Consider the following 14,196-nt stretch of genomic DNA (forward strand, 5'->3'; position numbering starts at 1 on the left):
CGGCTGCCTACAATGCCGCCCCCTCGCACACCCGGCAGTCCATGAACATCGTCGTCAGAGAAGACCTCAAGGCCTACATCGATCCGCTCACGCCCGACGAGTACGCCGCGCTGGAGCAGAGCCTGCTGGCCGAAGGCTGCCGCGACGCGCTGGTGCTGTGGGGCGATGTGCTGGTCGATGGCCACAACCGCTACGGCATCTGCCAGAAGCACGGGCTGCCGTTCAACACCGTGCAGAACACGCGCTTCACCTCGATGGAAGACGTGCATCTGTGGATGATCGACCAGCACCTGGGCCGGCGCAGCGTGTCGGACTTCCAGCGCGGCGTGCTGGCGCTGCGCCGGCGCGACATCCTGCTCGAACGCTCGCGCCAGGCCGCGCCCGCGCCCGCGCCGGCGGCGCCGGAGCCCGCCGGCGAAGGCGATGCCGGGGCTCCGCCGTGGGACACCAGCGCGCCGGCCGCCGCCGCGCCGGTGGTGACCTCGGCGATGCTGCCCACGCGCGAGGAACTGGCCCGCGCCGCCAAGCTCAGCAACAGCCAGGTCGCGGCGATCGAGAAGATCCAGAAGCAGGCCACGCCCGAGGTCATCGCCGCGGTACGCGCGGGCGAGCTGTCGATCAACGCCGCCGCCGTGGTCGCCACCTTGCCGGCGCAGGAGCAGCAGGCCGCCGCGCAGGGCGGCGCGCAGGAGCTCAAGGAGGCGGCCAAGCGCGTGCGCGACGCCAAGAAGCGCCCCAAGCCCGCGGCCAAGCCGGTCGAGAATCTGGAGCTGCCGCAGCTGCGCACGCGCCTGGCGCAGCTGCAGGAAGAGATCGCAGCCGTGGAGGCGCGGATCGCCGAACTGGAAGCCGCCGCCTGACGCAGCCGGCGCCGCGCCGCTTCAGGCGTACTGCATCTTGCGCGTCATCCCGCCGTCGACGATGAACTCCTGTCCGGTGACGAAGCCGGACAGCGTCGGCGCCAGCAGCTGCACGGCCAGCGCGCCGATGTCTTCCGGCGTGCCGACGCGTCCGGCCGGGTGCTGGGCGTGATCGGCCTTGGAAAGCCTGGGAGTGCGCCGGCGTGAGGGACCGCGCCAGGCCTCGGTGGCGATCCAGCCCGGGCTGATCGCGTTGACCCGCACCCGCGGGCCTTCGCTTAAGGCCAGCGCATGGGTGAAGGCGACCAGCCCGCCCTTGGCGGCGGCGTAGGCTTCGCTGTGCGGCTCGGACTGGTGCGCGCGGGTCGAGGCGATGTTGACGATGGCGCCCTCGTCGTGGGCGCGCAGCGCCGGCAGCGCATGCCGGCTGCACAGGAAGGCGCCGTGCAGGCTGGCCAGGCGCTGGTTCCATTGCGCCAGGTCCAGCGTGTCCAGCGGCGGCACGTGCGGATCGGGCGGGCCGGCATTGTTGACCAGCCCGTCCAGGCGGCCGAAACGCTTCAGGGCCGCGGCGACGAAGGCGGCCACGCTGCGCTCGCTCGCCACGTCCAGGCGCTTGAAGAAGGCGTCCTCCCCGCGCGCCCATTCGGCCAGGCAGGCCTTGCCCGCGTCGGCATCCAGGTCGCCGATCGCCACACGCCCGCCGGCGCCCAGCACGGCCTGCGCGATCCCGCGCCCGATGCCCTGCGCGCCGCCGGAGATCATCACCACGCGGCCGGCCAGCGGCGCGGGGTTCCAGGGCGTGATCGGCGGTGTCAGCGACATGGCGGTGTTCCGGTGGCGATGGCGCCACAGTGTCCTCGCCCCCGCATCTGCGGGGCGTGTGCGTTCCGCGATGCGCTCAGTCGTCCAGCAGGCGCCGCCAGCCTTCCACGCCGAGTTCGTCGAGGGTGGCGATGTTGCGCTCCACGATCACGTCCGGATCGGGGAAGGCCGCCACGGCGCGCTCGACGCTGTCCTCGCGCAGCAGGTGCAGCGTCGGCCAGGGGGAGCGGTTGGTGTAGTTGGACATATCGTCCGGCGCGGCGCCGGCGAATTGGTAATCCGGGTGGAAGCTGGCCACCTGCAGGATCCCCTGAAGATCCAGCTGCTCGACGGCCATGTCGGCGTTGTCGAGGAAGTCGTTGTAGTCCAGGAAGTCGGTCAGCACGTCCGGGTGCACGATCAGCGTGGTGTCGATGAGCTCGGCCGGGGTCTCCCGCAGCAGCACCAGCTCTTCCATCAGCTGCTCCAGCAGCGCCTCGGGCGTGGTGGCGTCGCTCAGCACCATGCGCACCTGCTGCTTGACGTAGACAGCCTTGGCGAACGGGCACAGGTTCAGCCCGATCACCGCGCGCTCGAGCCAGCGGCGGGTGTCGGCGAGCGGGTCGTGCAGGGCGGCGTGCTGCTCGGACATGCGCGGAAGGCTAGTCGCGGAAGTTGTCGAACTGCAGCGGCTGCTCGAACTCGTGCTGCTTCAGCAGCGCGATGGTCTCCTGCAGGTCGTCGCGCTTCTTGCCGTTGACGCGTAGCTTGTCGCCGTTGATCTGGGTGTCGACCTTGATCTTGGATTCCTTGATCTTGGCCGCGATCTGCTTGGCCAGCTTCTGCTCGATGCCCTGCTTGACGGTGATCTTCTGGCGCGCGCCGGCCAGGTTGGTCTCCACCTCGCCGAACTCCAGGCAGCGCGCGTCGATGCCGCGGGCGATCAGGCGCGCGCGCAGGATGTCTTCCATCTGTTTGAGCTGGAAATCGCTCGGCGCCGACTGGGTGATCGTGTTGTCTTCCAGCACGAACTTGGCGTCCACGCCCTTGAAGTCGAAGCGGTTGGACAGTTCGCGGTTGGCCTGATCCACCGCATTGGTCAGTTCGTGGGAATTGACCTCGGAGACGACGTCGAAGGAGGGCATGGCGCACCTGGCGCGAAAAATGAAGGCGCAAAGGGTAGCGCAGCGCGGCGGCGCCGTCAGGGCCGGATTCAGTACGGCTCGTCTTCCTCGTTGAGCACCTCGATCACCGCGCCGGTGACGAAGGCCACGCGTTCGGCCACCTCGCGCACGCGGCGCACGCCCTCGTCGTTGGGCGCCTCGACTTCGATCACCGAGTAGCTACCTGCCATGTCGTCGCTCAGGCCGGCCGAGCTGGAGTCGTCGTCGTCGCCGTGCGGCATCAGGTCCTCGATCTCCTCGATATGCTCGATGCCTTCGATGGACTCGAGCGCATCGGTCAGCTGCAGGGTGGACGCGTCATCGCCGGTCACGCGCAGGCGCAGGGTGGGCATGGGGTTCTCCAGATGGTTCGTTGCCGCAGGATGCTGACCACGCTTGCGCGAAGGCGCGGTGAGTACCAGGGACTTCGCGCACATCGAGGTTCTTCTGCCGAGCGACGGACTGCGGGCTGTGAGGGTTTCTTGGCTTCGGAGGCGCTGCGGTCTGGCGGACCGCTGCCTCGCGCGTCGGGTACAAGGCTTCGTTTCGAATGAAGTCCTGATCGATTCGTCGTGGGGCTTCAGACCGCAGGGGCGCGGCCGGTTGTCGAAGCGCGTTTACTGGCACGACACCTTGTCTAAACCCAAAAAAAAAAGCGGCGGCCCCTGAGGGCCGCCGCCTTGTCGGTCGCGATGTCACCGACGCCTTGGATCAGAAGCGGGCGCCGATACCGAAGCCGACCGTCCACGGGTTCAGATCCAGCGACGCGCCGCTGCTCTTGCCATTGACGGTGAGATCCGGCGAACCGTCGAGGTAACGCGCGTCGAAGCGGGCGAACCAGGTCGGGTTGATGTTCATGTCCACGCCGACGGTGCCGATGGCGCCCTTGGCGTCTTCGATGCCCACGTGCGAGCCCGGGACGCTGCCCAGCTTCTCGTTGCTGAAGTTGGACTCGTAGTAGCCCACGCCCACGAACGGACGGAACACCTGGTCCGGAGTGCCGAAGTGGTACTGCGCGCTCAGCGCGAGCGGCATCTGCTCGACGCTGCCGATCTTGCCCTGGTCGTCGGTGACGTCATGCTTGAACCTGCCCGCGGCGCCCCACAGCTCGACGGCGATGTTGGGGGTAGCGTAGAAGCTGGCGCTCAGCGTCGGGGCGGTGGCGCCATCGACGTCGAGGGTGGTGCCCTTCAGCGGACGCGAGGACGGCTGCAACATGGTGGCGCTGCCGACCACGGCCCAGCGCTTGAACGCTGCGTCAGCGTCGCCGCCGGTGGTGCTGTTGGTGGCCACGCCATGCGGCGTGGAATCGTTGACGGCTTCCTGCGCAAAGACCGGCGGGGCGGCAAGCAGCGGCACCAGGGCCAGGCCAACCAAACGGATCGACTTCATGGGGACTTCCTCTTCGTTCTTGTCTTGTGGGGCCCGCTCACTGGCGGGACGGCGCACACCGTAGGCGCGGCCAAATGAACGATTCCCTGCACGGCAGGCGTGGTTCAGGCTCCCGCACAGCAACGCTTCATCTTGTTGGATGCGCGTGCAGGCGCAGCGCTAGGCGTGGTGTAGAAAAACGTTAAATCGCGGCGGTTTTCTTCACGCGCGGCCGATGCCGTTTTGAACGGCGGCGTTCAGCCTGCATGACGGTTTTGGCAACGATTTGCGCAAGCTCGGGCGCGTTCATCGTCGCCTCGACGGCTGCTAGGCGGCTACCGCCGACGTTGGGATAGCCCGCTAGAACTGTCGTTGCGATCACACCGTCGTTCCCGCGAAAGCGGGAACCCAGGGACTTTAGCGCTCTTGCTTAAGGTGCATCGGTGTCCGCCTCTGCGGGAACGACGAGAAATGCATCGCCGCTGATGCTTGATCGGGAAAGCTCCGACCCCTCCCCCTCAGTCGCTAACCGCGACTTCGAGCTCCCCTGCGCTGCGCGCAAGGGAGGGGGCGGGTGGTCGCGAGCGTTCTGCGCACCGGCCAGGCCGGGAAATCAGCACCGAGCGCCGAAGTCCCAGTTCAGGAGGTCCGCCCCCTCCCTTGCGCCAAAGGCGAAGGGGAGGGCTGGGGAGGGGTGCTCTTGCTTCTGGCTTCAGATCACCGGGAACGCTTGATGACGGAAGCGCCGACGCCCTTTCCCGCCTTCAGACAGCCGGCGCGCCACCCTGAGCAACGGGCGCCCCAACACGACGCCCACGCCCGACCCAGCCGCACAAGGCCCCTCACCCCTGCTCCAGCGCCTCCAGATAGCGCTGCCGCCACTCGGAAATATCGTGCTTCTGCAGGTGCGCGAACATCGCCCGCCAGCGCTCGATGCGCTCGGCCTTGGGCATCGCGGCGGCCGTGGCGATCGCGTCGGCCACGCCGTCCAGGTCGTGCGGGTTGACGATCAGCGCCTGGCTCAGTTCGTCGGCCGCGCCGGCCAGGATCGACAGCACCAGCACGCCGGGATCCTCGGGGTCCTGGGCGGCCACGTATTCCTTGGCGACCAGGTTCATGCCGTCGCGCAGCGGAGTGACCAGGCCGACGCGGGCCATGCGGTAGAAGCCGGTCAGCGTGGCGTGGGTGTAGTTCTGGTTGACGTAGCGGATCGGGGTCCAGTCGGCCTCGGCATAGGTGCCGTTGACGTGGCCGGCGATCTGTTCGAGCTGGCCGCGCAGCAGGCGGTACTCGGCGACCTCGCCGCGCGAGACCGGCGCGATCTGCAGGAAGGTCAGGCTGCCGCGCTGGGCCTTGTGCCGCTGCAGGTAACGCTCGAACCCGTTGAAGCGCTCGGGCAGGCCCTTGGAGTAATCCAGCCGGTCCACGCCGATGGCCAGCTCGCGCCCGCGCAGGCTCTCGCGCAGCGCGCGCACCGGCGCCTTGTTGGCCGCGGCGCGGGCCTGCTGGGCGATCAGCCCGGTGTCGATGCTGATCGGGAAGTCGCCGGTGCGCACGCGGCGCCCGTCCGGTGACTCGATCAGGTCCGGGCCGAGCACCTTGCCGCCGGCGAACAGGCGCACATAGGCCTGGTAGCGCTCCACGTCGCGCCGGGTGTGGAAGCCGATCAGGTCATAGGCGTAGAGCGTGCTGAAGATGCGCTGGTGATCAGGCAGGGCCACGATCAGGTCGGCCGAGGGCATCGGCGTGTGCAGGAAGAAGCCGATCCTGCAGCGCACGCCGCGCTCGCGCAGCAGCGAGGCCAGCGGGATCAGGTGGTAGTCGTGGATCCAGACCGTATCGCTGTCCTGCAGCAGCGGCGCCAGCTTGTCGGCGAACAGCGCGTTGACGCGCGCATAGCCCTCGCGCTTGCTGCGGTCGTAGTCGACCAGATCCAGGCGGAAGTGCAGCAGCGGCCACAGCGAACCGTTGGCGAAGCCGGTGTAGTACGCGTCGTGGTCGGCCCGGTCCAGGTCCATGGTGACGAAGGTGATGTCGCCTTCGCGCTGCTCGTGCAGCCTGCCGCTTGGCTCGCGCGTGACCTTGCCGCTCCAGCCGAACCACATGCCGCCGCGCTCGGTCAGTGCCGCGCGCAGGCCCGTGGCCAGGCCGCCGGTCTGCGGCTGGCCGGGCAGGGCGACGCGGTTGGAGACGACGACCAGCCGGCTCATGAGGCCTCCTGCCAGGAGCGCGACAGGCGCATGGCCGCGGTGATCAGGCCCACGTGCGAATAGGTCTGCGGGAAGTTGCCCCAGGCCTCGCCGTCGTCGAAGGTCAGATCCTCCGACAGCAGGCCGACGTGGTTGCGGCGCGCCAGGATGCGCTCGAACATCGCCCGCGCCTCGTCCTTGCGGCCCATCGCCGCCAGCGCGTCGATGTACCAGAAGGTGCAGATGGTGAAGCTGGTCTCCGGCTCGCCGAAGTCGTCCGGCGCCACATAGCGGAACAGCGCATCGCCCTTCTTCAGCGTGCGGCCGATGGCCTCGACGGTGCCGACGAACTTCGGATCGTCGGCCGCGATGAAGCCCACATCGGCCAGCAGCAGCAGCGAGGCGTCCAGGTAGTCGCTTTCGAACGAGGCGCTGAACCAGCCCAGGTCCTCGCGCCAGGCGCGTTCCAGCGTGGTGGCGCGGATGGTGTCGGCGCGCGCGCGCCAGTGCGCGGCGCGCTCGGGCAGCTCCAGGCGTTCGGCGATCTTGGCCAGGCGATCGCAGGCGGCCCAGCACATCACGCTGGTGTAGGTATGCACCTCGGCGCGGCCGCGGAATTCCCACAGGCCCGCGTCGGGCACGTCGTACAGGGCGAAGGCGCGCTCGCCCAGCGGCTCGAGCCGCTCGAAGGTATGCCGGTCGCCCGGATCGACCAGGCGCTGGTCGAAGAACAGCTGGGTCGAGGCCAGCACCACCGAGCCGTAGACGTCGTGCTGCTTCTGGATCCAGGCCAGGTTGCCGCGCCGTACCGGGCCCATGCCTCGATAGCCGGCCAGGCTGGGCACCTCGTGCTCGTGCAGCTTGACTTCGAAGTTGATGCCGTACATCGGCTGCAGCGTGCCGTCGTGGGTGGCGATGTTGAAGATGTAGCCGAGGAACTGCTCCATCGTGCGCGTGGCGCCCAATCGGTTGAGCGCGCGCACCACGAAGCCGGCATCGCGCAGCCAGCAATAGCGGTAGTCCCAGTTGCGCGGCGTGTCCGGCGCCTCGGGGATGGAGGTGGTCATCGCCGCGATGATGCCGCCGCTGTCCTCGTACTGGCACAGCTTCAGCGTGATGGCGCTGCGGATCACCGCGTCCTGCCAGTCCAGCGGGATGGACAGATAGCGCACCCACTCGGCCCAGTAGTGATGGGTGTTCTCCTGCGCCTCGCGCACGTAGCCGGGCAGCGAGCGGCGCAGCGATTCGTCCGCGCCCAGCACCAGATGCACCGGGTGGTTGAGGACGAAGGCGGTCTCCTCGCGGATGAAGCGCACCGGCACATCGGTGGTCAGGCGCAGCGTGAACTCGGGCAGCAGCCAGCGCACGTGGTTACTGCCCCAGGTCGACTCGGGCTTGCGCGCGCCCCAGTCGGCCAGCGGCCGCGCACGCACGCGGATGCGCGGGTTGCCGGTAAGCGGGCGGATCTGTCGGATGATGCTGACCGGCCGATAGAAGCGCTGGTTCTCGCGCCAGCGCGGGGCGAAGTCGATGATCTCCAGCGCGTTGCCGTGCGCATCGCGCAGCACGGTGCGCAGGATCGCGGTATTGGTCAGGTAGTGCTGCTCGCTGGAGGCCAGGTCCTCCAGCTCCACCGCGAAGTCGCCGCCGACCTGGTCCTTGGGGCCCAGCAGCGCGCAGAACGCCGGGTCGCCGTCGAAGGCGGGCATGCAGCTCCAGACCACGCGGCCCTGCTTGTCGATCAAGGCGCCAAAGCTGCCATTGCCGATCACGCCCATGTCCAGGTTGGGTTGTCGCATGCGGGCTCCGTGGGGATGTTGCGAAGTGGGAGGAGAAAGCGCGGGTGTTGCAGGCTTGCGATCAAGATCGATCCGGAAGACCCGTCACGCGTCCTGCAGGCTGGCCTGCAGCCAGGCATGCACGGCGGCCACATCGGGCAGCGCGTACATCGCATGGCTGTTGGCGCGGCGGCCGACCAGCACGCTCCAGCCGCCGGCGCTGTTGGCGGCCTCGAAACCGTACTCGTCGGTCAGATCGTCGCCGACGAAGACCGGGGTGCGCCCGGCGAACGGTGGCTGTTCGAGCAGCCTACGCACTGCGCGGCCCTTGTCCACATCGCTGGGCACCAGTTCCAGTACATGGTCGCCCGGCTGCAGGCGATAACCGGTCAGCTGCGGCAGGTGCCGGGCGGCCAGGTCGCGCAGCGGCTCGGCCGCGCGCGGCGCGGCGCGCCAGTGCAGGGCGATGTTGCTGCCCTTGTCCTCCACCAGCACGCCCGGATAGCGGTGCGAGAGCACCGTGGCCTCGCGGCGCAGCGCCGCCAGGGCTTCGGCCGGGACGGTGCGCGGGACCTGCGGGGCGCCGCGCAGCTCCTGCCCGTGCATGCCGGCCGCCGGCAGCGTGAGTGGCGCGAACACCAGGTCCAGCGCCTTCAGCGGGCGGCCGCTGACCACGGCCAGCGCGCCGTCCAGCTGTGCGGCCAGGCGCGTGATGGTGTCCAGGCCGCCCTCCGGCAGGCGGACCGAGGTGGGATCGTCCTGGAAGTCCAGCAGCGTGCCATCCACGTCCAGGAACAGCGCGCAGTGATCGCCCAGCGCAGGCGGGGTCGGGAAACGGTTGGGGGCAGTGGGGGCCATGGGGTGGCGCGATCGGCAGGGCGTCTTCAGCGTGCAAACGTCGGACGGCATTGTTCTCAACACGGGGTGAACGGGCGGTGTTGGGCGCGGGTCAGGGCGAAATCGGGCGGATCGGACGATATTTCGTCAAGGCCTGACAGAATTTCGGCTACGACCATCCGCCAAGGTTGGCGCGACGCATCGCGGACGTACAATGCCCGGCCCGTCCCACCCAATCCTTCGGAGTTCCCCAAGATGGCTCAAGCCCAGGAAGCGCGCGTCCCCGACATCGGCGACTACAGCGACGTGCCCGTGATCGAGGTGCTGGTGTCCGTCGGGGACACCGTGCAGAAGGATCAGGGGTTGATCACCCTGGAGTCGGACAAGGCCACCCTGGAAGTGCCGGCTGCCTTCGGCGGCGTGGTCAAGGAGCTCAAGGTCAAGGTCGGTGACACGCTCTCGGAAGGGGCGGTCGTGGCCCTGATCGAGCCGGCCGGCGAGGGCGACGCGCCCAAGGCCGAGGCCAAGCCGGCCGAGGCGCCCAAGGCGGCGCCGTCCCCGGCCAAGCCGACCGAGCCCGATGCGCCGGTCGAGCCGGTCGACACCGCCGGCACGACGCCGGACAAGCTGACCCAGCGCGAGATCGCCCAGGCCCAGTCGCGCACCGCCTCCGGCGCCACCGCCGGCCAGGCCGAGCCGCCGTCGCCGCCGACCAGCACCCCGCCGGTCAGCTTCGACGCCTCGCGCGTGATGCCCGACAAGGTGCCGCACGCCAGCCCGGCGGTGCGCCTGTTCGCGCGCGAGCTGGGCGTGGACCTGAACCAGGTCAAAGGCAGCGCGCGCAAGGGGCGCATCACCCGCGAGGACGTGCAGGGCTTCGTCAAGCAGGCGCTGTCCGGCGCGGGCGCTGGCGCCCCGGCCGCCGCGCCGGTGGCCGCCGGTGGCGGCAATGGCCTGAGCCTGCTGCCCTGGCCGAAGGTGGACTTCGCCAAGTTCGGCGAGACCGAGGTCAAGCCGCTCTCGCGCATCCAGAAGATCTCCGGCGCCAACCTGGCGCGCAACTGGGCCATGATCCCGCACGTCACCCAGTTCGACTCGGCCGACATCACCGATCTGGAAGACCTGCGCGTGACGCTCAACAAGGAGGCGGAGAAGTCCAAGTCCGGCGTCAAGCTGACCATGCTGGCCTTCCTGATCAAGGCCAGCGCCGCGCTGCTGAAGAAGTACCCGACCTTCAACGCCTCGCTCGATGCCACCGGCGAGAACCTGACGCTGAAGAAGTATTTCCACATCGGCTTCGCCGCCGACACGCCCAACGGGCTGGTCGTGCCGGTGATCCGCGACGTGGACAAGAAGGGCGTCAACGACATCGCCACCGAGACCGGCGAGCTGGCCAAGAAGGCGCGCGAAGGCAAGCTCGGCCCGGCCGACATGACCGGCGGCTGCTTCTCGATCTCCTCGCTGGGCGGCATCGGCGGCACGGCGTTCACGCCGATCGTCAATGCGCCGGAGGTGGCCATCCTGGGCGTGTCCAAGTCGGCGATCCAGCCGGTGTGGGACGGCAAGGCGTTCCAGCCGCGGCTGATGCTGCCGCTGTCGCTGAGCTACGACCACCGCGTGATCGACGGCGCGCTGGCCGCGCGCTTCACCGCTGATCTGGCCAAGGTGCTCGGCGACATGCGCCGGGTCCTGCTGTAACCGGAGGCTGCGCGCATGGCGAACACCATTGAAGTGAAGGTGCCGGACATCGGCGATTTCTCCGACGTGCCGGTGATCGAGGTCCTGGTTTCGGTCGGCGATACCGTGACCAGGGAACAGGGCCTGGCCACGCTGGAATCGGACAAGGCCACGCTGGAAGTGCCGTCCTCGGCCGATGGCGTGGTGAAGGAGATCAAGATCAAGGTCGGCGACAAGGTCTCGCAGGGCAGCCTGGTCGTGGTGCTGGAGGCCGCGGGCGAAGCCGCCGCGGCGCCGGCCCCCGCCGCGCCCCAGCCGGCCGCGCCGGCCAAGGCAGAGGCACCCAAGGCCGAGAAGGTCGAACCCAAGCCTGAAGCCGCCGCGCCCGCGCCGGCCGCCGGCCCCATCGAGGTGAAGGTGCCCGACATCGGCGACTTCTCCGACGTGCCGGTGATCGAGATGCTGGTCGCGGTCGGCGACACGGTGGCCAAGGAGCAGGGCCTGCTGACCCTGGAATCGGACAAGGCCACGCTGGAAGTGCCGTCCTCGGCCGCCGGCAAGGTCAAGGAGATCAAGGTCAAGGTCGGCGACAAGGTCAACCAGGGCGACCTGGTCGTGGTGCTCGAAGGCGAGGCCGCGGCCGCGCCTTCGCAGGCCCCGCGCGCCGCGCCGGTCAGTGCCTCGCCCGCCAAGCCCGAGGGCGTCCAGGCGCCCAAGGCCGCGGCCGGCACCGGCCGCAAGGCCGACATCGAATGCCGCATCGTGGTGCTGGGCTCCGGCCCCGGCGGCTACACCGCCGCGTTTCGCGCCGCGGACCTGGGCCTGGATACCGTGCTGATCGAGCGCTACGCCAGCCTGGGCGGCGTGTGCCTCAACGTCGGCTGCATCCCGTCCAAGGCGCTGCTGCATTCGGCCAACGTCATCGACGAGGCCGCCCATGCCGAAGAGTGCGGCATCGAGTTCGCCGCGCCCAAGATCCACCTCGACAAGCTGCGCAGCTACAAGGAAAAGGTCGTTGGTACCCTGACCAAGGGCCTGGCCGGCATGGCCAAGCAGCGCAAGGTGCGCGAGGTCCAGGGCGTGGGCACGTTCGTGTCGGCCAACGAGATCGAGATCGTCGGCAGCGACGGCAAGACCCAGCTGCTGCGCTTCGAGCAATGCATCATCGCCGCGGGCAGCCAGGCGGTGAAGCTGCCCAACTTCCCGTGGGACGACCCGCGCGTGATGGATTCCACCGACGCGCTGGAGCTGGCCGAAGTGCCCAAGTCCCTGCTCGTGGTCGGCGGCGGCATCATCGGCCTGGAAATGGCCACCGTGTACAGCGCCCTGGGCAGCCAGGTGACCGTGGTCGAGTTCATGGACCAGCTGATGCCCGGCGCCGACAAGGACCTGGTCAAGCCGCTGGCCGACCGCCTGAAGAAGCAGGGCGTCGTGGTCCATCTGAAGACCAAGGCCGCCGGCGTCAAGGCCGAGAAGAAGGGCATCACCGTGACCTTCGAATCGGCCACCGAGGGCGCCAAGCCCGATCTGGAGTCCGGCATCTGGGACCGCGTGCTGGTGGCCGTGGGCCGCGCGCCCAATGGCAAGAAGATCGGCGCGGACAAGGCCGGCGTGCAGGTCACCGATCGCGGCTTCATCCCGGTCGATCCGCAGATGCGCACCAACGTGCCGCACATCTTCGCCATCGGCGACATCGTCGGGAACCCGATGCTGGCCCACAAGGCCACGCACGAGGGCAAGCTGGCGGCCGAAGTCGCCTCGGGCGAGAAGAAGGAGTGGGTGGCCCGCGTGATCCCGTCGGTGGCCTACACCAACCCGGAGATCGCCTGGGTCGGCGTCACCGAAACCGAGGCCAAGGCCAAGGGGCTCAAGGTCGGCGTGGCCAAGTTCCCGTGGGCGGCCAGCGGCCGCGCCATCGGCATCGGCCGCACCGAAGGCTTCACCAAACTGATCTTCGACGAGGAGACGCACCGCATCGTCGGCGGCGGCATCGTCGGCGTGCATGCCGGCGATCTGCTGGCCGAGATTGGTCTTGCGATAGAGATGGGCGCCGAGGCCGAGGACATCGGCCACACCATCCACGCCCACCCGACCTTGAGCGAATCGGTCGGCATGGCGGCCGAGGTCTACGACGGCACGATCACCGACCTGTACATCCCGAAGAAGAAGTAAGCGCATTCCGTCGCTCCCGCGATCGCGGGAGCGCGGGTCTGCGACGCTTCGCGCGAAAGTCCCTGGATGACCAGACATCTGTCTGTTGTGGAGCGATTCCCGCCTTCGCGGGAATGACGATAGGGGGTTTGTCTGCAGTTCCAGACCCTCCCATGAGTTGACCAAAGAAAAAGCCCCGGCATGCCGGGGCTTTTTCGTGTCGCGAACCAAGCCTTTCACCAAGCCCCAGCCTACGCTCCGGAAGGAGAGCCCCCTTGAGTCAAGGGGGCGCGCCGAAGGCGCGGGGATGTGGGGACTGATAAGCCGGGGCCCGAAGTTTGCGCAGCAAACTTTGGGGCTTCAGCGCGCATCGCGCTGAAGCGCGTCAAAACGCAAACGTCAGACCCACCGTCGGGCCCTTGAACTCCAGATCCAGGCCGGCGCGACCGGTGATGTCGCCGGAGGTGTAGGGCTCGCTGTAGTTGATCTTGAACCAGTCGTAGCCGGCGAACACGCCGAAGTTCTGGGTGAACTTGTACTCGACCGTGGCGTTGGCGCGCTTGATCTTGCCGTCGTAGTCGAAGTTGCCCCAGTTCGCGTCCAGGTACTGGCCCTGCACGTTGATCAGCCAGCGATCGCCCGGGGTGGCGGTGAAGCGCACGCCGACCACGGGGGCGACGCCGTCTTCCTTCCAGGTTTCGCGGTAGCGGCCCAGCGTGCCGGCGTCGGCGGTGGCCTTGGCGTCCAGCTTGGCCCACTCGGCGCCCAGCTCCAGGCCCATCGAGAACTTGTCGGTCTCCACCACCGAGAAGTCGTAGATCAGGCTGGCCAGCTGGAAGCGCGAATCCAGCTTGACGAAGCTGCCGCTCGGCACGGTGTTGCCCTGGTAGGAGATGTCCTCGGACAGGGTCTGCTTGTTGTCCTTCTGATAGCGGAAGTAGTCGAAGATCAGACGGTTGCGGTTGCTGATGTGCCATACGCCATCCACGCGCGGGGACACCTCGGCGCTGCCGAAGTCGAAATCGCGCTTGCCGCTCACGCTCTGGCCGAACCCCTCGGCGCTGCCGCGGAGGGTGGCGTCGCCGTCGGCGTTCATGGCGCCCACGCGCAGGGTGAAGGTGTCGTTGTTCTCCTGCGCGCTGGCCGGGGCCGCGACGGCGCCCAGCAGCGCGAGGGACAGGCCTGCCAGGGCCAGGGACGGGATGGCTTTCATGGGGTGCTCTCTCTACGGATCGGATGTGGACCGGCCAGCCTTTCGTAGACATCCGGTTGCCATAATTGATGGCAATGACCGAGGTGTTTATGGGCAACAGCAAGCAGTACACGGATGAGTTCCAGGCCGAAGCGGTGAAGCAGGTGATCGAGC

The 14,196-nt window shown here is 68.5% G+C and carries 12 protein-coding genes; 3 read left to right on the forward strand and 9 right to left on the reverse strand.

The window, feature by feature from the left end; genetic code table 11:
* Positions 1 to 41: 41 nt before the first annotated feature.
* Positions 42 to 860: a ParB N-terminal domain-containing protein gene (locus EAT51_RS06205; protein ID WP_130515087.1), complete on the forward strand. Its 819-nt coding sequence runs from the start codon at positions 42 to 44 to the stop codon at positions 858 to 860.
* 21 nt (positions 861 to 881) lie between these two features.
* Here EAT51_RS06205 and EAT51_RS06210 read toward each other — a convergent pair whose 3' ends face one another.
* The 8 genes from EAT51_RS06210 to otsB form a co-directional block, all read right to left on the reverse strand.
* Entirely contained in the window at positions 882 to 1,685 is an 804-nt protein-coding gene (locus tag EAT51_RS06210) for an SDR family oxidoreductase (RefSeq protein WP_130515089.1), read from the reverse strand.
* A gap of 76 nt (positions 1,686 to 1,761) precedes the next feature.
* On the reverse strand, positions 1,762 to 2,316 hold the full coding sequence (locus tag EAT51_RS06215; protein ID WP_130515091.1) for a DUF1415 domain-containing protein: 555 nt from the start codon (positions 2,314 to 2,316) through the stop codon (positions 1,762 to 1,764).
* Between the two features lie 10 nt (positions 2,317 to 2,326).
* A complete protein-coding gene (locus EAT51_RS06220; RefSeq protein ID WP_130515093.1) occupies positions 2,327 to 2,809 on the reverse strand; it encodes a YajQ family cyclic di-GMP-binding protein in 483 nt (160 codons plus the stop codon).
* 68 nt (positions 2,810 to 2,877) lie between these two features.
* On the reverse strand, positions 2,878 to 3,180 hold the full coding sequence (locus EAT51_RS06225; RefSeq protein ID WP_130515096.1) for a hypothetical protein: 303 nt from the start codon (positions 3,178 to 3,180) through the stop codon (positions 2,878 to 2,880).
* 358 nt (positions 3,181 to 3,538) lie between these two features.
* Complete coding sequence (locus EAT51_RS06230; RefSeq protein ID WP_130515098.1) at positions 3,539 to 4,219, reverse strand: OmpW/AlkL family protein; 681 nt, start codon at positions 4,217 to 4,219, stop codon at positions 3,539 to 3,541.
* Between the two features lie 821 nt (positions 4,220 to 5,040).
* Positions 5,041 to 6,408: an alpha,alpha-trehalose-phosphate synthase (UDP-forming) gene (gene otsA / locus EAT51_RS06235; RefSeq protein WP_130561412.1), complete on the reverse strand. Its 1,368-nt coding sequence runs from the start codon at positions 6,406 to 6,408 to the stop codon at positions 5,041 to 5,043.
* Positions 6,405 to 8,186 carry a glycoside hydrolase family 15 protein gene (locus EAT51_RS06240; protein WP_130561413.1) on the reverse strand — a complete coding sequence of 594 codons (1,782 nt, stop codon included), beginning with the start codon at positions 8,184 to 8,186 and terminating at the stop codon, positions 6,405 to 6,407. The genes otsA and EAT51_RS06240 overlap by 4 nt, the downstream gene beginning before the upstream one ends.
* A gap of 84 nt (positions 8,187 to 8,270) precedes the next feature.
* Positions 8,271 to 9,023, reverse strand: a complete 753-nt coding sequence (gene otsB / locus EAT51_RS06245) for a trehalose-phosphatase (protein ID WP_130515105.1) — start codon at positions 9,021 to 9,023, stop codon at positions 8,271 to 8,273.
* Positions 9,024 to 9,257: 234 nt separating this feature from the next.
* Between otsB and EAT51_RS06250 the strand changes: the two genes are divergently transcribed.
* Together EAT51_RS06250 and lpdA are read left to right on the forward strand one after the other, a co-directional pair.
* Positions 9,258 to 10,700, forward strand: a complete 1,443-nt coding sequence (locus tag EAT51_RS06250; RefSeq protein ID WP_130561414.1) for a dihydrolipoyllysine-residue acetyltransferase — start codon at positions 9,258 to 9,260, stop codon at positions 10,698 to 10,700.
* Positions 10,701 to 10,715: 15 nt separating this feature from the next.
* On the forward strand, positions 10,716 to 12,851 hold the full coding sequence (lpdA, locus tag EAT51_RS06255) for a dihydrolipoyl dehydrogenase (protein WP_130561415.1): 2,136 nt from the start codon (positions 10,716 to 10,718) through the stop codon (positions 12,849 to 12,851).
* Positions 12,852 to 13,215: 364 nt separating this feature from the next.
* Here lpdA and EAT51_RS06260 read toward each other — a convergent pair whose 3' ends face one another.
* Positions 13,216 to 14,043, reverse strand: a complete 828-nt coding sequence (locus tag EAT51_RS06260) for a hypothetical protein (RefSeq protein WP_130515111.1) — start codon at positions 14,041 to 14,043, stop codon at positions 13,216 to 13,218.
* Positions 14,044 to 14,196: the final 153 nt, after the last annotated feature.

This window comes from Pseudoxanthomonas winnipegensis, from assembly GCF_004283755.1.
Lineage (GTDB): Bacteria > Pseudomonadota > Gammaproteobacteria > Xanthomonadales > Xanthomonadaceae > Pseudoxanthomonas_A > Pseudoxanthomonas_A winnipegensis.

Coding starts and splice junctions, on each gene's coding strand:
- EAT51_RS06210 (WP_130515089.1), bottom strand. CDS start 1,685: ATGTCGCTGACACCGCCGATCACGCCCTGGAACCCCGCGCCGCTGGCC.
- EAT51_RS06220 (WP_130515093.1), bottom strand. CDS start 2,809: ATGCCCTCCTTCGACGTCGTCTCCGAGGTCAATTCCCACGAACTGACC.
- lpdA (WP_130561415.1), top strand. CDS start 10,716: ATGGCGAACACCATTGAAGTGAAGGTGCCGGACATCGGCGATTTCTCC.
- EAT51_RS06205 (WP_130515087.1), top strand. CDS start 42: ATGAACATCGTCGTCAGAGAAGACCTCAAGGCCTACATCGATCCGCTC.
- EAT51_RS06240 (WP_130561413.1), bottom strand. CDS start 8,186: ATGCGACAACCCAACCTGGACATGGGCGTGATCGGCAATGGCAGCTTT.
- EAT51_RS06230 (WP_130515098.1), bottom strand. CDS start 4,219: ATGAAGTCGATCCGTTTGGTTGGCCTGGCCCTGGTGCCGCTGCTTGCC.
- otsB (WP_130515105.1), bottom strand. CDS start 9,023: ATGGCCCCCACTGCCCCCAACCGTTTCCCGACCCCGCCTGCGCTGGGC.
- EAT51_RS06225 (WP_130515096.1), bottom strand. CDS start 3,180: ATGCCCACCCTGCGCCTGCGCGTGACCGGCGATGACGCGTCCACCCTG.
- EAT51_RS06250 (WP_130561414.1), top strand. CDS start 9,258: ATGGCTCAAGCCCAGGAAGCGCGCGTCCCCGACATCGGCGACTACAGC.
- EAT51_RS06215 (WP_130515091.1), bottom strand. CDS start 2,316: ATGTCCGAGCAGCACGCCGCCCTGCACGACCCGCTCGCCGACACCCGC.
- EAT51_RS06260 (WP_130515111.1), bottom strand. CDS start 14,043: ATGAAAGCCATCCCGTCCCTGGCCCTGGCAGGCCTGTCCCTCGCGCTG.
- otsA (WP_130561412.1), bottom strand. CDS start 6,408: ATGAGCCGGCTGGTCGTCGTCTCCAACCGCGTCGCCCTGCCCGGCCAG.